We start from the raw sequence: 25835 nt of genomic DNA, 5'->3' as shown, positions 1-25835 counted from the left end.
AGTTGATTAAAACAAGCTAAGCATTGATAGAAACGCCTCGAATTAATCGAGGCGTTTCTCATTATAAGCCTTGAAAAGCGTTCCCAACGGCAACTTGTAGATTAAGAATTGAGCTTGATTAACCATTAGCAAGCCAGAAACTAACGCTAACTCCACTTTATTTTTGCACGTCACCTCGCTATGCTTATCCGGTTTTGTAGCGCCCAAAGGCGCTATTTCCAAGCAGTAACGAACGACAAAAATAACAATAAAATGAAAAGTATTACGCTTGAACTCACCAATGTATATGCCAAAGGTGACTTTACCGCGACTGTCTATTTGGGTAGTGAGCAAAACCCAGTCAACTTAATTATTGATACCGGCAGCAGTACCTTAGTAGTCGAGCCCAATAACTACCAGCCCGTACAAGATAAAAAATTAGTTGCGACACCTATCGTACAAGAAGTTAATTATGGATTAGGGGGCTGGGCAGGAGCCCTTGTACATAGCCAGCTATGTTTTACTTCAAGCGAGGCTAAAGCTAGCAAAACTAAAACTAACAATCATTCAAGCCTTGGCAATCAAAAGACAAGCAAAGCACTGGTATGTAATACCTCAATTGCAGTAGTTGAAGCTGAGCCAACCAAAACGTTTGGTGATGCTGACGGTATTTTAGGGCTCGCCTATCACCACTTAAATAAAAGCTTTGATCTAACAGAGTTTTATAACAAAAAACAAATTAGCCCCGCACTTAGCCTACCTTGGCCGTTTTCAATCGGTGATAAAACATCAGCTACACAATCAGCAGATAAAAAAACATCAAGTAAACAATCGTTAACTGACAATTCAACACAATTTGAAAGCCTTAAGGCATTTAAAGCTTTTTTGTGGCAACAGCCAGAGCACGATATTAGGCCGTTGTTTACTCAAATTGCCGATCAGCATTTAGTTGATAACCGTTTTAGCTTTTATGCCAAGCGCTCAAGTGTTCATGTAGCAATCGAAAATATCAGTGCAGTTAGCCCAACCGCGAAGCAAATAGAAGAATTAGTAGCAGACCCGCTTAATCAAGGGCGACTCATCTTAGGTGGCAGCGAAGCACAGACTGAGTTCTATAATGGCGCATTTAAAACTATCAAGGTTTTTCATGATGTTTATTACAACGTAAAACTGCATTCGGTGCAGGTTGGCAATAATACGCCGATTCTAGCCGAGCCATTGGCACCTAAAGATGAAAAGTCTTACTTTACCAACGCCATTATAGATGCTGGTGCCAGCCTAACGATATTGCCTCAAGGTTTATTCCAACAAGTTACCGAACAGCTTAATGAAATGAACCCTAAGTTTGCTAAGTTGCTTGCACCATTTGCAGAAATCAAGCAGCAATACTTGGGAGTTGACGCTAACCAATTAGAGCTAACCCAATGGCCCGATTTAACCTTTCGATTTATCGGTGAAAACGATAAAAGTAGTGAACTTGAAGCGTTAGTTTGCCCCCCTAGCCACTACTGGCAAATTAATACCCCAGAAAACGATAAGGCTTGTTTTAAACTGCTCAGCCAGTTACCTAACTGGCCAAACCAAAGCATTATTGGTTTACCCCTAATTACCAACTACTACACAGTATTTGATAGAAGTGTTAACGGCACAGGAGTGATTAGGTTTGCAAAGCAAAGCTAAAACTATACTGACGTCAGCCAAGACAAAGAATAGCTTTGAAACAAAAAGATTACTTGTGCGCCCACTCAATAGCCAAGATAAGGCACTTTTTATTGAACTGCATACAAATGAAAAGATCATGAAACATACTGGAGGGGCAGTATCACAAGAGGTAGCACATGCTAAGTTTGAAACCGCATTAAAGCTTAATCAAACAAAACCTGCAAAATTTAGTATTTGGACGATAGTTTCCACGGTTAATAATGAAACAATCGGGTTTGAAATGCTTTATCAGACAAATAAACATCGTCAAGAGAAAATTTGGGAAATTGGCATTATGATGGCCAATAGTGGACAAAACCGAGGACTTTCGGAAGAGGCAATAAATAGCCTTTTGGAGTTTGCCTTTACTTGTTTAAACATAGATGAAATTGTTGCCCGCTTTGCAGAGGAAAATGTAAAAACCCATAGACTTGTTGAAAAAACAGGCTTTATTTTTGACTATAGCGCAATCGAAAATGGCAATTATTACGCATTTATTAACAAAAAGACTTGGAGTAAAATGGTAAACAATTTCGCCGTCCAATAATTAGTAATTTCTTAAACCTAAATGTTTAATCGATTATTAATTACTGCTATCTTAGCCAATTATAATAATAAATAGCTACAGTTTAGATGTCTGGAAGTTTAGTTTGCGTTGGAGTTGGTATTACCCTTGGCGCACATATCAGCCCCATTAGCCGCAGTCATATAGAACAAGCAGACAAAGTTTATCTATTAATGTCTGATGGTTTTGTTGAAAGTTGGGTTAGCTCAATGAACAGCAACTGCCAAAGCCTACAGCCTTTTTATGACGAAGGTAAGTCAAGGCATAGCACCTATCGAGAAATGACCAACGAACTAGTTTCGGCTGCTCAGTCAGGGCTCAAAGTTGTGGCCGCATTTTATGGCCACCCAGGCGTTTTTGCCTGCGTTGCACACAAAGCTATCTCCGCTTTGGACAAACTAAATATTCCTGCAAAAATGGAAGCTGGCATTTCAGCAGAAGACTGTTTGTACGCCGATCTAGGCATAGACCCAGGTAAAACCGGGTGCATTCATTACGAAGCTAGCCAATTTATGCTTTACCAAAGGGCTGTAGACACTGCTGCACATATGATTTTATGGCAAGTAGGCCTCGCCGGTGACGTTAGTTTTAGCAAATTCTCGACTGGTGAAGAATACGCGCAACTATTAGTCGATTTACTACTGAAACATTATCCTACTGATCATCAAGTTGTACTTTATGAAGCAAACACTTTACCAACTGAAAAAGTGCGAAAAGAGCAAATTAGGATCAGTGCACTTGCCAAAGCAAAATTAAATATGCAAACGACCTTGGTTATTCCACCTAGTAGCAAGCTTATACCAAATAACAAAATTCGTAACGAACTGAACAAGTTAGATAGAACTTCTTTTTTAACGCTAGTCCAATAACAAAAGGAAATAGATAATGGCGAAATTAATTGACTTATTAGAAAAATTAGGAAGCGATGCCTCTCTAAGTGGAAGCACAGAAGAGCTTAGAAGCGCTTTGTCTGAAAAAGAAATCGCAATGTTGGAAGATATTAATCATTTTAAAAGCTTACAACCGGAAATAAAGTGTTTTGCAATTGTGCCTGCTGAAGACGATGAGCCATCTGAAGACAAAAACGATGAACAAGAAAAAGAACAATCAACCAGTGCTATCGCTATTTAGCCTGAACGGTTCTAACAACTTTTTTACCCACCAATAGGGTTTAAACATTGATAAAGTTAATTGGAGCTCTACTGTTTTTTGCCTGCTGCACAGTATTCAAAGCTGAAGCTATGCAGGACAAATCTATCAACTCATTAATAAATGAAGCATATGAGGTAAGGCTTTCGAGTCCAAGTAGGTTTAAAGAAATAGTCGAGCACCTTTTAATACAAACTAATCTTTCTAGCTCACAAATCAATGATACTAAGCTACTGCATGCTTACTTGAATTCTTATATAGGCAATTATAAGAAGTCAGAATCTATTCTAGAGCATGTTTTGCAGCAAACTAACCTCAAACCTTCTGTAAAACTCCAATCCCAATATTTAATGGTATACAACATGGCTGCCATCAAAAATTGGATCAAAGGTTTTTACTACACTAAGGAATTAATTGACTCTGATATATTAGATTCACAAAAAACACTTGCTGCAAACGCACTGATTGCAACAATTACTTTCTTAAATCAATTCGAACAATTTGAATTAGCGCTAAACCAGTTAGAAAAGTTAAACGGATTTGAATTGTCTCCATATAACCATTGCGTATCAGAGCAATTGAAGGTTCTAGCAAAAAAGAGTTTGGGACAGCTTTCGATCGCATCTCTCGAAATTGATGAATCTATTAGAATTTGTTCTGCTGCAAACGCTCCGTTGCTAGTTAATATCCTGAGAAGCTACCAAGCAGACTTGTTTATTAAAAGTGGCGCTCCAGAAAGAGCAATTGGCCTTCTATTACCACTCATAGATGATATTAGAAAAATACAATACCCTATGTTGACTGCTGGTATATACAATTATATTTCAGAAGCATATCTAGCATTGAGCAATATAGAACAAGCAGAAAAATACGCTTACTTATCTGTTCAAGAACACAAAGACCAAATCGCAGACCAAGCTAAAGACTCTTATTATTTAATTTACAAAATTAATAAACGGAAACATAAATATAATACAGCATTAGAGTATTTTGAAAAATTTGCTCGTTCTGAAAAAGCATATTTAGACGAAGTTTCAGCTAAAGCTTTGGCCTACCAGCTTGCACAGCATCAAGCTATACAACAAAAAAACCAAATAGAACTGCTCAACAACCAAAACGAGTTATTAAATAACAGAAATGAGTTGTTGCGGGTCGAGCAATCATTGGCCAGAACAGAGGCTGAGAACACAAAACTTATTGCCTCATTATTAATGGCCATTATCGCCCTGCTTGCATTCTTTGGTTATCGTTCTTGGCGTACGCAACGCCGTTTGAAAACCCTCGCAGAGTTTGATTATTTGACTAATGTTTACAATCGCGGGCACTTTATGACGCTAGCCGAAGAAACCTTAAAGCTAGCAACTAAAGCCAAGCAAACTGTAACCTGCATTATGTTCGATTTAGACAAATTTAAAAAGATTAATGACCAATACGGCCATTCAGCAGGAGACCTTGCATTAAAAGCCGCGGCAAGCGCCGCGCACTCATGTGTGCGAGACAACGACATTTTCGCCCGTTTAGGTGGTGAAGAATTTGTTATTTTGCTGCCAGGTTGTGATACCAGCGCAGCTTGTTATGTCGCGGAAAAGTGCATGCGTGCATTTGAAGCAATCGATACCAATGATTCTGGTCATGATTTTTCAGTCACGGCAAGCTTTGGTATTACCACCAGTAAAATATCCGGCATGGCTATTGATGATTTAATTGCCGATGCCGATAAAGCGCTTTATCAAGCAAAAAATAATGGCCGTAATCAATACCGAATTTACGAACCATAATGCTTACTTACAACCACCCTGCTTAACGAGCGTAAATTCAATAAATTTCGTTATTCCAAAACGAGTGCAAAGCGATTGATATATTGTCGCTTTGTTGCTCTACCCACTTTATTGGTTTCAGCTTGCCTAGCCACATAGCTATCTGACAGAAACTTTTGTAAATCATATTTATATGTCTAAAGGGGTATCGAACTGCGAACTTCTCTCTAAGTTCAAACATAGGCCACTTGCTCTTTAAAGCGCTTAACAAATTCTTTAAAAATTACGCGATATAAATCCTGCGAACGGCTAAATATAAACTAAGCTTTTCAATAGCATCGAAAAATTTAGCGCTGCAGGTTAATTGCTTCGTAATGATCTCAAAATTCACTCACGCCACATATAAAAGCTTGTTAGCTATGCTTGTTTGGCTATTTACCAGCTCAACCATTATCGCTGATGAAGTAACGAGTCATTCAGCCCAGCTCAATGTACAGAGACCACAAGCAGCATTTGAGCCTTCAGCATCATCTGCAGACGATCTTTTACCCGCTAATAACAGTTCAGAAACTAACGTTACACATAATGCCCACCAAGACTCTACTGTGTTCTGGGTAATGGCACTTTTCTGCGGCATTGCTGTAGCGATTATTGTTTGGCTACTTTTCGCCCATAGACGAACACAGCAATCGTTAATCCATGCCAATTTGTCGCTTGAGCAACAAGTCGCACTTCGCACAACTGAATTGCTCGACAACGAGCGAAACTTTCGCGGCCTGTTTGATTCTTCCCACGTCGCATTGATGGTCATGATCCAACACAAAATGGTTGACTGTAACCAAGCGGCACTTACCCTTTACGGCATTGATGACAAAGAGCAGCTTGCCAGTGTATTTCCGTTTGGCGTTTCTCCAGAGTTCCAACCTGACGGTTCAAGCTCGCAAGAGATAGTCGATATCAATATTGCCAAAGCCAAAGAAACGGGCTTTAGTTCGTTTGAGTGGGAGCATATTCGCTTTGGTAACCAAAGATTTTATTGTGAAGTAAACCTGCAACCTATCGACTGGCAGAAACAGGCAGGTATTTTATGTACCGTACGCGATATTACTGCCAAAAAACTTGCCGACAGGTTAAACCGTAAAAATGACATTCGCCTAAAAGTTGCGGCAGAGGCGGCGGAACTCGCAGATTGGGAGTGGACACCTTCGCTTAAGCGCCTTAGTGGATCAGAAATGCTCGCGAAAATCGTAGGGATAAAACCTGGCCGTATTGACGTTAACAAAGCGCTATACCCGCTCGTTAATCGAAAAGACCTTGCGAGCGCACTGCGCAAGCTTAAACGCTTTAGATCAGGCGATGATATTTTTTGTAAATTTGAAGTAAGGCTTAAACATACTGGGGACTCAGACTATCGCTGGATTGCCACAACACTGCGCAAAGCCGCATCGCATACCTACCAACTGGTTGGGGTTAGCCAAGATATCACCCGCTTTAAATCTGCCGAGCAACTAGCGACAGATAATCAAAAACGATTGAACATCGTACTTAATGGTGCCAACGCAGGTATGTGGACTTGGGATGGCGAAAAAAACACCTTCACAACCAACGAAACTTGGACCCAAGTGCTTGGTTATGAGCCTCGCCAGCTTAATTTGTCTTTAGGGGAAGATGTTGAAAAATGGGTGGAATTAATCCACGTTGATAACCGCGATGAAGTACAGCAATTATTCAACGATTATATCGACAATAAGGCTGATGAACTGCGTGTTGAATGCAAGATGAAAACACGACAAGGCGAATGGCGCTGGTTTCTGGTTAATGGCAGTGCGCTTACTCGAAATGAAAAAAACAAAGCGCTAAAAATCTCTGGGTTAATTGTTGATATTACTAAAGCAAAATCAATGCAATTACAGCTTGAGTCTTCGCGCGAGATTGCCGAGCAAGTCGCAAAAGAACGGGAGATTATCATCAATACCATTCCTGGTATTGTTTACACCTGCCGCCTTGACGAAAACTGGAGTATGTTGTTTATGAGCGACATGACTGAACAGCTACTCCAAATTCCTCCTATCAAATTTTTATCTGGCGAAGTCAGTTTTGCCAGTATTATCCACCCTGATGACAACGACAGAATCACAAAAGCTGTGTACGACGCTGTTGCTCGCCATCAGCCGTATACCGTTGAATATCGATTATTTCGCGCAGATGGCGAACAGCGCTGGGTCTATGAAAGTGGTCAAGCATCGTATGATTGTGACGGGCGACCCAAAGTATTACATGGCACCATTATCGACATAACTGATCGCAAAGAGTCAGAAGAGCTGTTTCACGCGCTGATTGAGTCGGCACCAGAGTGCATGATGGTCATCAACCAAAAACGAGAAATTGTACTGGTGAATGCACTCGCACAAGAACTGTTTGGCTATTCAGAAAAAGAGTTTTTGGGTCGTTCTATTGATATGTTGATCCCCGAAAAAATCAGGCCAATACATCAAGTTCACGTTGAAAAGTACATGGATAACCCGTCGGTACGTGATATGGGCGCAAATATGTCGCTTGCCGCGCTGCATGCCAAAGGCTTCGAATTCCCGGTTGAAATTAGTTTAAGCCCGCTAAACACTGGGGAAGATATGCTGATTTGTGCCTCCATTCGTGACATTTCTGAGCGTAAGCTTGCCGAGCAGCAGCTGCTCAGTGCCAAAGATACCGCCGAACAAGCGACGCGTGCTAAGTCAGATTTTCTTGCTAATATGTCTCACGAAATTCGTACACCAATGAATGCCATTATTGGCATGTCCCATTTGGCATTGCAGCAACCACTGCCCACCAAAGCGCAAAATTATATTCAAAAAGTGGAGCTAAGCGCGCAGTCACTATTGGGCATCATTAACGACATACTAGATTTCTCGAAAATTGAAGCTGGTAAGCTGGATATTGAACAAGTGGACTTTAGTTTAAATGAAGTTATCGACCACTTTAGCAATACCTTTGCCCTAAAAGCTGCGCAAAAGAACATCGAACTGCTTATTGATTTACCACGCAATACGCCAACTAACTTAGTTGGCGATCCGCTCAGGTTAAAGCAAATTCTGATCAACCTAGGTAGCAACGCGATTAAATTTACCGACAGTGGTGAAATTAAGCTAAAAGTCAGCAGTGAATTGCTGCCCAAAAGTAATGCTAATGGCGCATCGGTTGACTCACTTTCGCTTAAATTTACTGTTTCAGATACCGGCATAGGAATGACTGACGAGCAGCAAAACCGATTATTTCGTGCGTTCTCACAAGCCGATAGCTCTACCACTCGTAAATACGGCGGTACAGGTTTAGGGTTAACCATTACTAAGAACCTAGTAGAGTTGATGGGTGGTAAAATCTCGGTAAGCAGTAAAAGCCTTGAAGGCACGACATTTGAATTCAACTGCACATTCAAGTTAAGTGACAAAACGTTAGATGAGAAAATTGTTGTTCCTGCACATTTATCTCAGTTACGCGTATTGGTTGTCGATGACAACGAAAGTGCTCGGGAAATACTGTCAGAAATGCTCAACCAACTAGGGTTTCAGGCACAAGCCGTGGACTCTGGACAGCAAGCACTCGTCTTAATCAATGATAAAAAAACCTTGTTTGACCTCATTTATGTTGATTGGGTTATGCCCAAAATGGATGGTTTAGCTTTTGTTAAAGCATTATCTGAACAACCAAGAGCAAATAAGTTACCCAAACTGGTGATGATGACGGCGTACGATATTCAAGATATGGCGGAAAAAGCGCAACAGCGCTCGATAAGCTATGACGCATCCTTAACTAAGCCGACGAGCCCAAGCCATTTGTACGAGAGCATTTTGGAAGCATTTAGCCATCACCAAGAAGAAGCGGTTGACACTGAGCAGCTGCAACAAAGCTCGGTAGAAACCGTGCAGCAATGGCCTGAACTTTCAGGTAAACGAATTCTGCTAGTTGAAGACAATGAATTTAACCAAGAATTAGCAAAAGATTTACTGACTGGCGAGGGCATTATTGTTGACCTTGCTGAAAATGGCCAAATCGCATTGAACAAACTTAAACCCGACATTTATGATGCTATTTTAATGGATTGCCAAATGCCGGTAATGGATGGCTATACTGCGACCAGTCATATCCGCAAAAATACTGCATACGACCAACTTCCGATTATCGCCATGACCGCAAACGTCATGCAGCGCGATGTTGAACGCACTTTAGCGGTGGGTATGAATGCACACATTGGCAAGCCAATTGAAGTGCGTGCGCTGTTTAGCACATTAGCTCAATGTATTTTCCCAACTAAAATAGCGACTCATTCGGCGACAGAGCAACTGACGCAGGATAATGAGCAAATAACTGTGAAAAGCGCAATCGCAAAAGACATGAACGGCCAACAAAACGCGCCACTACCAATAATTGCAGGCGTTAATTGTAAACAAGGGCTAGCCACTGTTGCTGGCGATCTCAAGCTCTATCATAAATTACTGCATCGATTTATTGACGGCTACCATAACTTTCTAGAAGATTATCAACAGGCCGACCTTGAAACAAAGGTCCGTATTGCTCACAGTTTAAAAGGCACCTCGGCTAACATCGGTGCCAGTGAGGTGCAACAACTAGCAGCGCAATTAGAACAAGACCTAAGCGCCGATGTAGACACCAAGGCGTTATCCCTACTCGCGACTAAACTTGCCAATAGTCTATCTCACGCTTTGACCTCAATCACTGAATACCTTGACCTGATTGATCAAGCAGATGCATATCAGCAGCCTGAAAACCAACCTGATACACCAACTAAACAAACGATCACGCTTTCAGACGTTGAAATAACTACCATGCTGCAAGAGATCATTGATCTGGCTGAGGATTTTGATAGTGAAGCGGTCGATAAATTAGCAGCGCTGATAATGAAAATTGGTGACAGCCCAATACGTCCACAATTAGAACAAGCTAATCAACAACTCAGCAGTTATGATTTTGAAGCAACAGCTGCCATCTTAAAATCCATTGTTTAATTATGTATGGAATTTAGCCAATCCTAAGATTGAACAGACTATGATTAGGAATCCTAGCTGATTACCAAAATTCACCTGCCCTTGAACACTCAGAAAACAGTAGTTGTTTGAATATTGCAGCTAACTCATAGCGATAAGTTAATAAAGTGTAACGATATAGCAAAAAGTCGACTTTTCGGCTATTGTTTTGTACTAGCTGAGCGCTTGAAGGCTCAGTGCAAACTTTGTTCGTCCATTCATGTTTACGTCATTAATTTATTGAAATGTATATGGAAATTAATTATTAATAAGTAAGGTCTAAGTGTGAGTTGTAGGTTTACCCGCTTGCAGTTTAAGCGTTAAAAGGATACACGTAGTAAGGGCAATTATGATCAAGAAAAATATTGTTAAGTACATTTCTTCGCACTTAAATCTGTTTATTATACTTCCCTGTATATTGCTGGGTGGCGTGGTTTTCTACGACGTTTATCACTCCTATAATCGCATGAATAACGCGTACGACTCCGAATATAATGCATTTTTATCGCACAGCATTTTAGGTGTTGTTCACGAGGTTCAAAAAGAACGAGGCATGACTGCTGGCTTTATTGGTTCATCAGGGCAAAAGTTTGCCACTGAGTTAAGGCAGCAAAGAAGCTTAGTTGACAGCGCACTTGCCAAAATTAAAACCGACAGTAAAGCATGGCCACTCAGTGCTGATATGCAAGCATCGTATGATGACTTTCTTGCTGCTTTTTCCAATCTGCAAGCCACTCGCCAATCAGTAAGTAGCCTAAATATTCCAACCGCTGATGCGCTGCGTTTTTACACCAATATTAATAATAAAGGCTTGCACGTGGTGATTATGGCGTCAAAGCTGAGCTCTAACCAAGTCATCTCGTCAGAATTATTTAGTATTTACAACTTCTCAAGTGCCAAAGAATCGGCTGGCATAGAGCGTGCAGTACTTGCAAACGTACTAGCAAAAGACCAGTTCACGCCGCAACAGCGCGCTAAGCATACTGAATTGATGACCAAGCAAGAGGTGTTTTTATACGAAGCGTTTGAGTCGGCAACACCAGAGCTTTTAAATTTTTTCCAGCAAGCTACGAGTAGTTCAGCTGCGCTAAATGTGAAGCAAATTAGGCAGGCAGTCGCCGACAAAGACAGTAATTTTAACATTCAACCACAGCTTTGGTTTCAATATGCGACTGAGCGCATCAATGCTTTAAAAGGCGCGGAAGAAAAAGCACTATCGATAGTTGATAAAACCGCGATTAAGGTTCAACAAGAGGCAGTGGTTGTATTGGTGGTAGAGCTTATTGTACTCGCCATTGGCGCACTAACCACCATTGGCATTTATATTTCCCTCAGCCTGCGTAATCACCAATCGGCCAAGATTAAAGAAGGCATCGACATTGCCCTACACCGCCGAGATTTACTGCACGAGATTAAAATTATTAGTTACGATGAATTGGGTGAAGCTGCTCAGGGCATTAATTCACTGACCCAGTTGTTTGCCAAAGATTTAAACCAGTTTTCAAGTACGGCAAAAGATATTAGTCAATCTACTAGCGAAACTGCCTCGGCTATTGAGCAAAGTAAAGTGAATTTAACCGAGCAACACTCAGGCATTCAGGTGATTTTTTCTGCTGCCGAACAAATGAATAACAATGTTTCAGTGATTGCCAGTGCCATGCAAGAGAACAGCGAGTCAGTTTATAAAGTGGCGGAAGAGTCACAGCAGGGCAAAAATACGGTAACAGAAGCAGTGAGCGTTATTCAAAATGCCGCAGAAGATATGGCAAAATCAGCCGAAGCGATTAATCAATTAAATGAACGAGTGGGTAGTATTACCGACATGGTTCAACTGATTGGTGGCATCGCTGAGCAAACCAACCTGCTAGCGCTTAACGCCGCGATTGAAGCCGCTCGTGCCGGTGAGCAAGGACGAGGTTTTGCGGTTGTCGCCGATGAAGTTCGCTCGCTTGCCAGCCGCACTCAGCAGTCAACCGAAGAAATATCGCTAGTGGTTGATGAGTTACAAAAAGGCTCAACACAGGCGTTTGATATTATTAACCACGGTAAAGAAAATGCCATGGCAGCTTCCCATCAAGCCGAGCTGATCAAAGCTGCGCTAGATCGGATCACGACTCAAATTGATGAAGTAAAAAATGTTACCGATTCAGTAACCGTGAGTACTAAAGAACAAGCGCAGTCTATTGAAGAAATTAACACTAACATTGAAAATATCTTCCAACAAGCTACAGAAAACGTGAGTGGTGCTGAGCAAATTGCTGTCGCTGCCGTTACCATTGCCGATTCAGCGGTGGATATGGACAACCAAATAGAGAAGTACAACTACTCCTAATATACGGCTTAAGCCGAAGCTTGTTTCACTTTAGTTTTTTACCGAGGTTAGCAACCAAAGTCTGGAATAAGAAAGCACAAATAAAAACGCCGTTATTAATAGCAATAACGGCGTTTTTATCTATTTAAAACAAATATCTAGCTTAATGGCTTAGCTCAGATGCTTAGTTCTTTTAAGTAATAGAAAAGCGTGAATAACTTGCTTTCAGCTGCTTACTTTAGTTACTCATCTTCAACTCTTACGCCCCAAACATCATGCTCGTCGGCATGAATAATTTGCACCCAAATTTGATCGCCTGGCTGTGCATCGTAATCGTCTGATAAGTAAACCTTGCCATCAACTTCTGGAGCATCCATGTAAGAGCGACCAACAATACCAAGTTCGTTTACTTCATCAACTAGTACTAGGTATTCTTGGCCAATACGATCTTGCAATTTTTGAGCACTGATTTCAGCCTGTACAGCCATAAAACGCTGTAGCCTATCTTCCATCACTTCCTCTGGCACGTGATCAGGCAACTCATTAGCGGTTGCGCCTTCTACTGGCGAATACTTAAAACAGCCAACGCGATCTAGACGTGCTTCACGTAAGAAGTCTAATAGTTCTTCAAACTCTTCTTCTGTTTCACCTGGGAAGCCAACAATAAAAGTTGAACGAATCACCAATTCTGGGCAGATCTCGCGCCATTTTTGAATACGCTCAAGTACACGCTCAGAGCTGCCAGGGCGCTTCATCAATTTTAAAATACGCTTGTTGGCATGCTGAAATGGAATATCAAGGTACGGCAAAATTTTACCTTCTGCCATTAGTGGAATAATGTCATCCACGTGCGGATATGGGTAAACGTAATGTAACCGCACCCAAATACCGAGTTTTGAAAGCTGCTCACATAGCTGCTTAAGATGCGTTTTTACTGGCATACCCTCGTAAAAATCCATCTTGTGTTTCACATCAACACCATAGGCCGAGGTGTCTTGTGAAATCACTAATACTTCTTTAACACCTGCATTCGCTAAACGTTGTGCTTCGCCTAAAATATCTCCCATTGAGCGAGAGTCTAAATCTCCTCGCATTGACGGAATAATGCAGAATGTACAACGGTGGTTGCAGCCTTCCGATATTTTCAAATAAGCAAAATGCTTAGGCGTCAGCTTAACACCGTGATCCGGCACAAGATCAACAAACGGGTTATGCTGAGGTTTAGCTAAGTGCTCATGAACTTGCGTTAACACTTCTTCATAAGCATGTGGGCCAGTGACGCCAAGTACATTTGGGTGAATTTCCGTAATCTCATCTTCCTTCGCTCCTAAACACCCTGTTACCAGTACTTTGCCATTTTCTTTCAGCGCTTCGCCAATGGTATCGAGTGATTCTTGTACTGCTGCATCAATAAAACCACAGGTATTTACAATCACCATATCAGCATCGTGATAGCTTGGCACAACGTCATACCCTTCAGTGCGTAACTGAGTCAAGATGCGTTCGGAATCAACTAAGTTCTTCGGGCACCCAAGGCTAACAAAACCGATGCGCGAGCCCTGTGTTTGGCTATGGTCAACTTCACTGGCTTGTTCAGCAATTACTTGGTTGGGGGTATCTAGCGTAGTGGTTTGCTTGATATCAGTTTGAACAGTCGGTGCTGGATTATTCGGATCGAATTGTTCAACAGTCATAGTGTGCCCTTATGTGTCGAAGTCTTAGTGATACAGAGATTTTAGGGCGCGGATTATACAGTAATCCATGACTAATATATACCAAGATAACCATTACTAATTTTGATCATCACAACGCAACCCTATGTCTCAATTGACAAGGCTTAATAGACTCAGTAACGTCACACACAAATAATTATCATCCTCTTACTGAGCAACAAGTGACCATAATGAATTATCAATACCTAACCTTCACCATCGAAGATCGCCTTGCCACTATTACTTTAAATCGTCCAAAAGCGGGTAACACGCTTAACCTCGAGTTTTCTAAAGAACTTGAAGATGTAACTCGTCTTTGCCAAATAAACAAAGACATTGGCGCAGTGTTAATTAATGCCAATGGCCCGTTGTTCTGTGGGGGTGGCGATCTCGATTATATGGTGAATGGCGAAGATAACGTTGAGCTAGCATTGAAAAAGCTAGCCGATAGCCTGCACGTTGGTTTTGCCAGCATTGCACGCATCAATGTGCCAGTAATTGCAGCGGTTAATGGTGCGGCAGCAGGTATTGGTTTGAGCCTAGCATTAATTGCTGACATCACCATTGCGTCTGAAAAAGCGGTTTTCGTACCTGCTTATACGGCGATTGGCGTTAGCCCGGATGGCGGCCTTACACATATGCTGCCACGCATTATCGGCAAAAAACGTGCGCAAGAAATGTTGTTATGTAATCGTAAACTATCGGCCCAAGAAGCTGAAAGCTGGGGCATGATTAATCAAGTAACTAGCCCAGATGAATTAGCCGACGTCGCACTGAAAACTGCGAGCCAACTTGCGCAAGGGCCAACGTTAGCGCTAGCGAGCATTAAATCATTGTTAAACGCTAGCAGCACGCAAACCATGGAATCTCAAATGCATTTAGAAGGTATTGCCTTAGCCGCAAATTCTGTGACTGAAGACGGCCAAGCCGGTATTACTGCATTCTTGAATAAAACGAAACCTGAATTTAAAGGCCGCTAATAACACCGGAAAACATTTAAGTTTTAGGTACTTGCGCTATGGTTGAACTTTCGGGTTCGGCCATATGCAGGTGCACATCTTGCTGCGGGAATGGAATGCTAATGCCCTCACGGTCAAATCGCAGTTTAACCTCTTTGGTGATATCCCAATAAACATCCCAGTAAAAGTCGGTTTTCACCCACGGCCTTACAATAAAATCGACAGACGAAGTGTTTAAGGTATTCACCTTAATGATAGTTTCCGGCGATTTAAGCACGTTCGGGTGGCTGGCCACAATTTCCGTTAATACTTGTTCAGCCTTTAATAAATCGTCTTTGTAGCCAATACCAAATACCATATCAACGCGGCGAATGCGCTCTTGTGTCACATTCTTGATCACATCACCCCAAATTTTACTGTTTGGAATAATAATGATTTGATTGTCGAAAGTGCGTATTGTGGTATTCACCAAACTCATATGGCTAACCTTGCCATTAACGCCGCCCGCATAAACAAAGTCGCCTTCGTCAAAAGGTTTGTAGATTAACAGCATCATGCCAGAGGCCAAGTTTGACAAGGTGTCTTGCAGCGCAAAACCAATAATAATACTGGCGATACCAAAACCTGCTAACACAGGGGTAATATCAATACCAATTTGTGACAGGCCAATCATAATGCCGATTATTAATACCACCTTACCTGACATATTGACGAAAAAGTCTTTCATTAATCGCGACATGTTGACTTGCTTTGCACTAGTCGCTCGATGAACTGCAACTGCGGTTAGTTTGGCGAGTTTACTGGCAATAAATACAATAAAAACGAATATAAGTAGCTTAAACAGATATTGCACACCATTGTTCATCAGCCAATTAACAAATTTTTCTCCCAGGTTTGCGAAAATACCGCCTAGCACTTTGAAATCGAGAATTTCATAGGTTAGCTCCCCCGTGGATTCAAACATTAGCTGCTGATACTGCGAGGTTTCAATACCGGCATTTTTCGCCAATTTGATCATCGCTTTAAGGCTTTTAAGTGCAATGGTTAATCGCTGCGATACCGCCAGCAATGACACTTCGAGGTTTGCTTTTTCCGATAGTGGGCTCGCTGAAATTTGCTGTTGCAGCACTTGGCGTTGGCGATGATAGTAATTAATTGATGCCGCGAGCATTCTTATTCTACCTTGCAGTTTTACATTGAAGTTTCCTTGCGCATTTACGGTTACCACTTTTAACGCATTTAACCAAGTAATGTTTTCCGCGCTCCACTGATAAATAAGGTCAATCAGTGCTTGCAGCTCACCAAAGCTGTTCAGCACCAGTAATCTTTGCTCAGCAGGAGCGTTGCTTAGATTTTCAGAAACATCTTGTATTTTGGTATTCAGAAAATTAATCGCACTTTCAACGTATTGGACTTGGCTTCTAACAAGCTCTTGAAGTGCATCTATGGGAATAGTTTCACTTTTTATCGCTTCGTCAATATCGCGCCTTAATTCAAGATTCTTATGAAACAACTGCAATTGAATAGCACTAAAGTCATCTCCTTTTGCTTGACCTAAGCTTTCTGTTAAGGCGATCAATTCGGCTTTCAGCGCTTCAATTTCAAGCGCTAACTTGGTCGACTGTACTGGTATTTTTGACTGCTGAGAAGAATCAGCGGGAAGCTCATTTTCTTGCTCTGTTACCTGCTCGCTAGCCAGGTTGTTTACTTGTTTGTTTGATTGTGCATTTGTTTGTTCAAGGGGGATTGCAAGTGCATGAGTGGTTAGCATAAGCATGCTAAAAGCGAGCGCGCACGTCCTAACGTTGCGCATTAACCTAGTGACAATTACGTTAACCTGCATAAGCCCTGCCCTAATTACTATTTCTCTTGTCAGCCCATTGAATAGGTAACTGATTAAAATCTTTATTATTAGTAGTCTAGGACATGATCTGGGTAATTTAGCTAAGCGCGCAATTTTAATCGCTGAAAACCAAGAATAATCTTCGCAATAAAGGTCTAAGTGAGTAGCACTTAACTAAGCATTGAAAATGTGAAGTGCCTAACTACAGCATAAGTACAGCGTCAAGCTTTGGCACTGTGTGGTAATGTTAAAGACAAGGGCTTAGTTGATAAATCATTAAGATAGGTTATCAACCGAGCTAACGATCCCTTGCATACCAGCATTAATTTCTTTAAATACACCGTCAACTTGCGCAATTAGCGCTGCGCCAGCTTCTGACTTTTCTTGTGTTAATTGAATATCTTCATTAAGTGATGTTGTCATTGTTTGGTTGTTTTTTACAACCTCAGAAATTTCCGCTGTAGAAGCGCTGGTTCTCGCCGCTAAACTTCTTACTTCATCAGCAACTACCGCAAAACCTCGCCCCATTTCACCAGCTCGCGCCGCTTCAATGGCAGCGTTTAGCGCAAGTAAGTTGGTTTGATCGGCAATGGATGAAATCGTATTGACGATATCGCTAATTTTGTCTGACTGATTCGCCAATCCTGTAATATTAGCTGCTAAATTTTCAACGTTTCCGGTAATTTCATCCATGATGTTCACCGAATCATTTAACACTTCTTTTGCCACTTCAGAGACTTGTTCAGTTTCCACAACAGTTGATTGCACCGCTTCTGACGCATTTTTCAGGTTAGCAACTCGCGCGGTAATATCAGACGCAAATTTAACAATTCGAACTAGCTTACCCGTATTGTCAAAAATAGGGTTGTAACTCGCCTCCAACCAAACCACATCGCCATTGGCTGTGCGACGCTCAAACATGCCTTGAACAAACTGACCACTGTTGAGCTTTCGCCAAAACTCAGCATACTCAGGGCTTGAAGTAAGTTCTTTTGAGCAAAAAATCTTATGATGCTTACCTTTTATTTCATCCAAGCTGTACTGCATGGCTTGCAAAAAGTTGTCATTCGCTTCGAGAATGGTGCCATCAAGTGCAAAGGATATTGTCGCGGTGGAGCGATCCAGCGCTGAAAGCACGCCATTTTGCGTGTCCGCTCGTTCAACGAACTCTGTGATATCAGACGCAATTTTAACGATTGAATCAACCTGACCTTGCTCGTCTTTTACAGGAATATAACTGGCCTCTAGCCATACTTCTTGATTGTTCTTAGTGAATCGTTTGAATTTATCGGTAAATGACTGGCCTTGTGATAACTTTTGCCAAAAGTTTTGATAGTCACTCGATTGACTGTAAGCCCTATCGCAGAATATGCGGTGGTGTTTGCCAAGCACTTCATTGCGGGTATATCCAACAACATTTAGAAAGTTATCGTTAACATCAATGATGGTGCCATCAGTCTTGAATTCTATAAACGCTGTTGAGCCTTTAATGCTATCGAGTACATTTCTTGCTTTTAAATCTTCCTGATTCTGAGGAGCTATCTCTTGTTCAACTTTTTTAAACTTAGAAAATAGATTCATATAATTCCCCTAGAACGAATAAGCGGTATAAGAAGTATTGCAGTAAATAGCATTACTGGTTGAAAAATTGACCGCGGGATTCTCTACCGAGTCTGTTACAGATTTATGACAAAGCAGAGTATTTAGCAGTGGTCAAACCATTGAGGAGATCTATACAGCATTTTGCTTGTGCCCTATCAATGTGCTCTATCAATATAATCCAATGTTTCAGCAGATAAAATTGAGTCGTTATAGTATAGTGCGCGCGCGTTGATAACAGCGCTTACTTACAGGCAAAACTAGAAGCGAGACCTTGAGTTATGGCCATAGTTTTTGCATTTCAAATTACTTTCGAATGAATTTATTTGGTCGGCTATAGTTTCAATAGCAGGCGCTACCATGACGAAAAGAGCTTATATTAATGGACAACATAACTTCTTCTGAGCAACAGCCAGCGATTCCATTTTCCGCTATTGCGATACGAGCATGTAAATTTAGCATTATCATAGGATCAATTTTAACTATGATAAACCAATGGAATGGCATATTTGGCGACGCCAATATTGCAGTTATTCCTATGCTACTCACCTATTTAGTGCCCTTTTGCGTGTCGTCTTACAGCAGTTACTTAAGCGAAGTGTCTTGTCGTAAACGTGAAACCGACATGCGCAATATGCTAGTGAACAAGCAAGCACATAACCAAAGCTTGCAGCAAACAGGTAATAGCATGCATTCCCTTACTCAAGCCTTAGTAACTAATGCCACGAACGTGAACGCGGCCTCGAAAAAACGAGTGCCATTTATTGAGAGCTTGGTAGGCATTATGGCAGATTCAGTAAATCAAAGCCGTAATAGCTGCACCGAATTAACTGATTCTCGTACTCATGTTGCTGAGCTAAAACAAATGTTTACTGCTATTACTGAACATATAGAACAGCTGGTAAACGAAATTAAAGTGAATGCCGATAGCACCATTTCGTTAAAAGCCGAGACTGCAGAGTTTTTAAAAGACTTCAATCAAGTAGTTGAGATGGCCGACACCATTAGTTCACTATCAGAAAAAACCAACTTACTTGCTTTGAATGCATCAATTGAAGCAGCGCGCGCTGGTGAATTAGGGCGAGGTTTTGCAGTCGTAGCAGAAGAAGTAAAAACCTTAGCGAATGCATCGAAAGACAGTGCTAGCGATATTGATCAAGTTTGTCAGGCACTTAGAGTGAAACAACAAGAAATTGAACAGAAATTTGAAACCTTGGCCAACTCACTATCGCAATCGATGAATTTATCAACCAGCGGTCAGAGCAATTTATCTGGCCAAATGGAGCACGCTCTCTCTGCCATTGAAATTATCAACACGCACTTAACCGATATTATCAGTCAAAACGAACACGCCTGCGATCGCTTTAGTGAAGTTGCAGAGCAAATTGATATGATGAAAGCTGATGCGGAAAAAGCAGTGCAAGGCTCTGCCAACAATATCCAAATTGGTCAGCAAGTACTTGAGCTAATTGATGATGTAAGGGCCGCCTCGTAACTAGCAGCGAGCAATTTTAAGCTAAATGGAGATTAGCAATAACCTCCATTTAGCGATTTTCGGAATTTTTTATTGCAGCGAAAAAATCTGAGCAACGAAAGATTCAATGAAGCGAAAAATTCTATGAAACGAGAGAGCATAGTAGATCTCTCGTTTTTATAAATCGTCGCTTTTAAAAGTCTTATTTTGTCGCTCGATATTTTGCCGTAACTTAACCAGACTAGTTGGAAAGATTTTCTACTGCAGTCACTATACCTGACATACCGGCATTGATTTCTCTAAACACGCCATCTACTTGGGTGATTAGAGCACTGCCAGCTTCTGATTTTTCTTGCGTTAACTTAATATCTTGTGAAAGCGAAGTCGTCATTGTTTGGTTATTCTTAACCACTTCGGCAATCTCTGCGGTCGATGCACTTGTTCTTGCCGCTAGGCTCCTTACTTCATCGGCCACCACCGCAAAACCGCGCCCTAAATCACCCGCTCTTGCCGCCTCAATCGCAGCATTTAAGGCCAACAAGTTAGTTTGATCGGCAATTGATGAAATAGTGTTAACAATATCGCTGATTTGATCCGATTGATTCGATAACCCTGAAATATTAGTGGCAAGATTTTCAACATTGGCAGTTATTTCATCCATTGTTGCCACAGAATCATCGAGTACGCCTTTTGCTAACTCTGACACTTGCTCAGTTTCTGCAACTGTTGACTGCACGGCTTCTGAGGCATTTTTCACGCTTGCTATGCGATCAGTAATATTTGATGCAAATTTTACTATTCTGATTAGTTTGCCTTGGTTATCAAAAATTGGGTTGTAGCTTGCTTCCAGCCAAACAACATCACCAGCGGCATTGCGACGTTCAAACATACCTTGCACAAACTGCCCACTGTTTAATTGTCGCCATAATTGTGCGTACTCTGGGCTAGCAACAAGCTCTTTCGAGCAAAATATTTTGTGATGCTTTCCTTTGATGTCTTGAAGCGAGTATTGAACGGTTTGAAGGAAGTTTTCATTCGCGTCAAGAATGGTGCCATCGAGTGCAAAAGAAATTACCGCACTCGATCTATTTAACGCTGAAACCACGCCATTTTGAATGTCTGCGGCCAGCACATAGTCGGTAATATCGGTTGCAATTTTAACAATCGAAATGATCTGGCCATGCTCGTCTTTCACTGGGTTATAGCTAGCTTCTAGCCAAATTGCTTGGTTGTCTTTCGTAAAGCGTTGGAATTTATCAGTAAAAGCATGCCCTTGTGCTAGTCTTTCCCAAAAGTTTCTGTACTCACTTGAATTACTATACGCTGGCTCGCAAAAAATTTTGTGATGCTTTCCGACTATATCAGTTAAGCGGTAGCCCATCGCATTTAAAAAATTACTGTTTGCATCCACTATGGTGCCTTGTGGTGTGAACTCAATAAATGCAGTTGAACTCTTGATGCTCTCTAATATATGTCGTGCCTTGATATCGGCTTGTTGCTGAGCAGTCACAGCATGTTCAATTTTTTTTGTAGTTCTAGGAAAAAAGTTCATACAGATCCTTGATGATAATACTCACGGGGCGAGCATGAGAAGATACAGACAATTTCACCAAAATTCTTGATATAAATTAAAGATTGCTACCTTTTGTTACAATTTAATTACATTTTGAACATTTTCTGTACCAATAAGTTCAAAAAATGGGTTTACGACTAAGCAAGTAACAAGCAATTAACCGCCAAATCGATACCTTTTCCTGCAATTTCGAGATAAAAACGCTGACCGTATCATTTGCTTGCCAGCCATTAGAACCTCAAATATTGACCAATCGGGCAATAATATTTTTGTCTTCTATACTTGCTCCAACCTATTTTCGCGATAGCGAAATGGGCGAAGCTGTATCGTAAAGGAGATTAAAACAAACAAAAATTCAAACAATCGGAGACTAACAATGAAAAAAGTAATGGTTTTTATCGCCAGTATTTTGCTTAGTTGTTCTGCCGTAAGCAAAGATAGATTAGAAGTATTTACAGACTACGACCTAGGTACTGATATATTTTCAATTACAACGGTTAAAATTGACCCAAACATGGAAGATATTTACCTAGCTGGGCTCAGTCAGAGTTGGGTAAAGGCAGTAAAAATTCAAAAAGAGCTTGGCTATATTAAAGATTGGCGAATATACGCCAGCGACTTGCCACAAAGTGGTCATTTCAACATGGTATTAATGGTGGTGTTTGAACAAGCCAATGACATGGAACCCAACAAAAAACGCTATGATGCGTTTATGAAGAAATGGGGCGAAGCCAATCAGAAAAAATCTCAACAAATTTCCGCAAAATACCCTGAAGTACGCACACTTACGGGCGAATATCGAATGCGTGAAATTATTATGAAGTAGCGAATTGCGATAGGTTATCAATTTTGGCGATACTTGCTAAGCGCATAAACTTCCCATGTGTCGCCTATCTAATTTATGTACTCCTCACCGAACAAATCGACAACAATTTTTGTACATTATATAATTTGATGCTCGGCCAGCAGATTTTTATTTAACCAGTTGGTTGGTTTTTGCTTTTGTTTTTGCTTTTGCTTTTGCTTCGACAATTGTTTTTCATGTCTTCTTTAATTGCCGAATAAATTTAACTAGTGAACAAGGCGTAAAAGAAGACATGATAAAAGTATGAATACTACTCGAAACGTTATTTCAGGTAGGTGTAACCGTCTAAACAATCTTCATAGAAATCGATCCAGTTAACCCCTTCGCGAGGCTTAATTTGACCACGTTGGATTTGCTTGTCGATTTCTTTTTTAATTGTTTGCGCCATAATTTCTGGCGTGTACTGCATGGTTGATAGCACCCCTTTTACTGACGTGCCTTTAACCACTTCTTCAATGTAGAAGTCTTTTGGATCGTCATCGTAACTCACAATATGCACTTCGTTTAACCGGCCAAACAAGTTATGCATATCACCCATCACATCTTGATACGCACCCGTTAAGAAAATGCCAATAAAGTAATCTTCGTCTTTGTTAAGCGAGTGCAGCGGTACATTGCTGGCAATTGGGTTGCCAGTCGCCTCATCACCAATAAACTTATCAATTTTTCCGTCACTGTCGCAGGTAATATCCACTAGACTGCAAAGCTTAGTGGGTTGCTCATGATGGCGAGAGATTGGCACAATCGGCAATACTTGATCAATTGCCCAAGAGTCCGCAGCTGATTGGAAAACCGAGAAGTTAGCCAAGTACTGCGACGAGAGCATTTCTGGAATTTCTTTTAGCTCTTCTGGCACAAATTCTTGTTGCTGCGCCAGCACATCGATGGTTTCCAATGTGCGCCAGTATATCACTTCCACTTTCGCCATTTCTTCAAGCGATAGTACATCGAGCTTAAACGCTTGCATCGCCTGCTCTTTCAGTTGCGCAATATCATTAAACGCTTCTTGGTAGTTATCTTGCGTTAGGCCTTTTTCGATATCACGTAAATTGGTAACGATAATATGTTCGCCCGTTTCTTTACGTGTGCTGTACTCGGCGCCGCGCGGATGAATCTCACCAATCACTTTGGTCACCACACACGAGTGATGCGCTGTCATCGCGCGGCCACTTTCACTGACTAAATGTGGGTGAGCAACACCAGCTAAATCACAGCTTTGTTTAAAACCATAAACAATATCGGCAATATATTCTTCTAAACCATAGTTGCAGGAGGAATCATTGGTGGATTGCGAGCCATCATAATCAATGGCTAGACCGCCACCGACATCCACATATTCCAGTGGCACACCTTGTTTAACAAGCCGCGAATAAACCAAAGACGCTTCTTGTACCGCCTCTTTAATTGCACGAATATCGGTTAGCTGGCTGCCAATATGAAAATGCAGTAACTTGATGGTATCGGCCATGCCCTCTTGTTCAAGCAAGGTCACGGCATTTAAAATTTCGGCAATACTCAGGCCAAACTTAGCGCGCTCACCACTTGAGCTTTCCCACTTACCACGACCTTTGACCATCATTTTTACCCGCAGGCCAATAATAGGTTTAACGCCAAGCTGTTGGGAAAGCTTGATTAACATGGTCAGCTCACTGAACTTCTCAACCACAATCACCATATTGCGATTAATTTTGAGGCCTAGTAAGGCAAGGCGCAGGTACTCTTCGTCTTTGTAACCGTTAAGGATCGTCAGCGAGTTTTTATTGGTATTGTACGCAAGCGCCGCAATAAGCTCTGGCTTCGAGCCAGCTTCAAGGCCATAGTCAAAACGCGCGCCAGCATCGACTATTTCTTCGATGACTTCACGCATTTGATTCACTTTGACAGGAAATACGCCTAAGTAGCGACCTTCGTAATCCGCTTCTTCAATGGTGCTGCGAAACGTGCGGTTTAGGCGTTCAACTTGCGAGCGTAAAATATCGTGAAAACGAATAACAGCGGGAAATTCAATGCCCTCTGCGGCCATTTCATCGACGATTTCACGTAAGTTAATTTTTAAATTCGGTTGGTCATAACGTGGCGTAACTTGCAGATCGCCCTGCTCGCCAATAGCAAAATAGCCGTTGCCCCAACGGTTTACTCGGTAGATTTTTTCGGCGTCATCAATAGACCAAGCCGCACAGGTATTTGCTAACTCTTGCATTGCTAAATCATCTCGGCTCATAAGTTAGCCTCCGCGCCATTTTTAGTATGAACACTAGCACCTGAGTTTAAACAAAGCAGTAATTCACGTACCACTTTGGCAGCGAATACATCGCTATTACCTGTACTGTCAATTTCAGGGGAAAGTTCAACCACATCGCAGCCCACAAAATTTTTGCGCTGTAAAATTTTGCACAAGCTAACGAACGAATGAAAATCTTCACCGCCCGGCTCTGGCGTACCTGTGCCAGGGAAAAAGCTGGGGTCAAAATAGTCTAAATCTAGTGTGAGATAAATCGGTCTGTCATCTGCTATCGCTTCTACCGCCGCCAAAAAGTCTGCACGACTTTGCATTATGGTTTGGTTATCACGCATCCAATCGTATTCTTCTCTAGTACCTGAGCGAATACCGTATTGAATCAGCTGGTTTTGCTCGGTGAAATGATCAGTCACACGGCGAATAATTGAGGCATGTGAATAGTGATAGCCCAAATAGCCATCACGCAAATCTGCATGAGCGTCTAAGTGCAGTAACACCAGATCAGGGTATTCTTGCAAATAACGGGTGATCGGTGCGTAAGAGATCGAATGCTCACCGCCAAGGGTTAATACACGCACCTTGTCTTTGGCTAATGAAATATCCGCAAATACTTCGTTAAAGGTAATGTTGGCTTGCAGGTATTGCGTTTTAATATGCTCAGGATCTGATTCTTCTGTGATATTTATATCAATAGGTAAGTTGCCTAAGTCACTAAAGCGGTAGTTTTCCAGATCATCGTCTAAATATGGCGAATATGACTCTATGCCATCAGAAACCGCTCGTAGCGCATTGGGGCCATGTTTAGTGCCTTTTCGAAAACACGCCGTGCCATCAAATTCAAAACCAATTAAATGGGTAGTATTTGAACTTACCACCAACTCAGTGGATGACCATTCAAACGGCACAGGTGCCGCAGCTAGCGGGGTGTTGATCGTTTTTAAACTACTCACCGATTTTGTCACTGATTTTACCCAAATGTTTACTCACAAAATTTTGCGCAATTATGCAAAAACTCACGAATAAGTATAGTATTTTTTAGTACGCCAAATAGTAGCTAAAATAACAGCCCA

The 25835-nt window shown here is 41.4% G+C and carries 16 protein-coding genes; 10 read left to right on the top strand and 6 right to left on the bottom strand.

Features of this window, described 5'->3' with window-relative positions:
• Window positions 1-252: 252 nt before the first annotated feature.
• The 7 genes from DXX92_RS06830 to DXX92_RS06795 all read left to right on the top strand — a co-directional run bounded on the left by DXX92_RS06830 (window position 253) and on the right by DXX92_RS06795 (window position 12522).
• Window positions 253-1659, top strand: coding sequence for a pepsin-like aspartic protease (locus DXX92_RS06830; protein WP_181901709.1), 1407 nt, complete (start codon window positions 253-255; stop codon window positions 1657-1659).
• A complete protein-coding gene (locus DXX92_RS06825) occupies window positions 1643-2227 on the top strand; it encodes a GNAT family N-acetyltransferase (RefSeq protein WP_115999767.1) in 585 nt (194 codons plus the stop codon). The genes DXX92_RS06830 and DXX92_RS06825 overlap by 17 nt, the downstream gene beginning before the upstream one ends.
• 86 nt (window positions 2228-2313) lie before the next feature.
• Window positions 2314-3114 (top strand): SAM-dependent methyltransferase, encoded by an 801-nt coding sequence (locus DXX92_RS06820; RefSeq protein WP_115999766.1) that lies wholly within the window; start codon window positions 2314-2316, stop codon window positions 3112-3114.
• A gap of 16 nt (window positions 3115-3130) precedes the next feature.
• Window positions 3131-3376 carry a hypothetical protein gene (locus DXX92_RS06815; RefSeq protein WP_115999765.1) on the top strand — a complete coding sequence of 82 codons (246 nt, stop codon included), beginning with the start codon at window positions 3131-3133 and terminating at the stop codon, window positions 3374-3376.
• Window positions 3377-3423: 47 nt separating this feature from the next.
• The gene (locus DXX92_RS06810; RefSeq protein WP_147301942.1) at window positions 3424-5172 is read left to right on the top strand and encodes a GGDEF domain-containing protein; all 1749 of its coding nucleotides are present in this window, start codon (window positions 3424-3426) and stop codon (window positions 5170-5172) included.
• A gap of 398 nt (window positions 5173-5570) precedes the next feature.
• Entirely contained in the window at window positions 5571-10172 is a 4602-nt protein-coding gene (locus DXX92_RS06800; RefSeq protein ID WP_181901708.1) for a PAS domain S-box protein, read from the top strand.
• A 367-nt stretch (window positions 10173-10539) separates the two neighbouring features.
• The gene (locus tag DXX92_RS06795; RefSeq protein ID WP_115999761.1) at window positions 10540-12522 is read left to right on the top strand and encodes a methyl-accepting chemotaxis protein; all 1983 of its coding nucleotides are present in this window, start codon (window positions 10540-10542) and stop codon (window positions 12520-12522) included.
• Between the two features lie 221 nt (window positions 12523-12743).
• Here the strand turns inward: DXX92_RS06795 and rimO are convergent, their stop codons facing one another.
• On the bottom strand, window positions 12744-14195 hold the full coding sequence (rimO, locus tag DXX92_RS06790) for a 30S ribosomal protein S12 methylthiotransferase RimO (RefSeq protein ID WP_115999760.1): 1452 nt from the start codon (window positions 14193-14195) through the stop codon (window positions 12744-12746).
• Window positions 14196-14404: 209 nt separating this feature from the next.
• On the opposite strand from rimO, the gene DXX92_RS06785 reads away from it, so the two are divergent.
• On the top strand, window positions 14405-15193 hold the full coding sequence (locus DXX92_RS06785; protein ID WP_115999759.1) for an enoyl-CoA hydratase/isomerase family protein: 789 nt from the start codon (window positions 14405-14407) through the stop codon (window positions 15191-15193).
• A gap of 16 nt (window positions 15194-15209) precedes the next feature.
• Here the strand turns inward: DXX92_RS06785 and DXX92_RS06780 are convergent, their stop codons facing one another.
• Both DXX92_RS06780 and DXX92_RS19325 read right to left on the bottom strand, forming a co-directional pair.
• Entirely contained in the window at window positions 15210-16943 is a 1734-nt protein-coding gene (locus DXX92_RS06780) for a mechanosensitive ion channel family protein (RefSeq protein ID WP_116002326.1), read from the bottom strand.
• A 348-nt stretch (window positions 16944-17291) separates the two neighbouring features.
• Window positions 17292-18596 (bottom strand): methyl-accepting chemotaxis protein, encoded by a 1305-nt coding sequence (locus DXX92_RS19325; protein ID WP_115999758.1) that lies wholly within the window; start codon window positions 18594-18596, stop codon window positions 17292-17294.
• A gap of 400 nt (window positions 18597-18996) precedes the next feature.
• Between DXX92_RS19325 and DXX92_RS06770 the strand changes: the two genes are divergently transcribed.
• Complete coding sequence (locus DXX92_RS06770) at window positions 18997-20109, top strand: methyl-accepting chemotaxis protein (protein ID WP_115999757.1); 1113 nt, start codon at window positions 18997-18999, stop codon at window positions 20107-20109.
• Window positions 20110-20329: 220 nt separating this feature from the next.
• On the opposite strand, the gene DXX92_RS19320 is transcribed toward DXX92_RS06770, so the two are convergent.
• A complete protein-coding gene (locus DXX92_RS19320) occupies window positions 20330-21640 on the bottom strand; it encodes a methyl-accepting chemotaxis protein (protein WP_115999756.1) in 1311 nt (436 codons plus the stop codon).
• Window positions 21641-22037: 397 nt separating this feature from the next.
• Between DXX92_RS19320 and DXX92_RS06760 the strand changes: the two genes are divergently transcribed.
• The gene (locus DXX92_RS06760) at window positions 22038-22487 is read left to right on the top strand and encodes a hypothetical protein (protein WP_115999755.1); all 450 of its coding nucleotides are present in this window, start codon (window positions 22038-22040) and stop codon (window positions 22485-22487) included.
• Window positions 22488-22788: 301 nt separating this feature from the next.
• On the opposite strand, the gene speA is transcribed toward DXX92_RS06760, so the two are convergent.
• Both speA and speB read right to left on the bottom strand, forming a co-directional pair.
• Entirely contained in the window at window positions 22789-24747 is a 1959-nt protein-coding gene (gene speA / locus DXX92_RS06755) for a biosynthetic arginine decarboxylase (RefSeq protein WP_428977334.1), read from the bottom strand.
• Window positions 24744-25727, bottom strand: coding sequence for an agmatinase (gene speB / locus DXX92_RS06750; protein WP_245961420.1), 984 nt, complete (start codon window positions 25725-25727; stop codon window positions 24744-24746). The genes speA and speB overlap by 4 nt, the downstream gene beginning before the upstream one ends.
• Between the last annotated feature and the right edge of the window lie 108 nt (window positions 25728-25835).

Source organism: Thalassotalea euphylliae, from assembly GCF_003390395.1.
Classification (GTDB): Bacteria; Pseudomonadota; Gammaproteobacteria; order Enterobacterales; family Alteromonadaceae; genus Thalassotalea_F; species Thalassotalea_F euphylliae_C.
The sequence above is the reverse complement of the archived record's forward strand: the minus strand, read 5'-3'. Positions and strand labels throughout refer to the sequence as shown.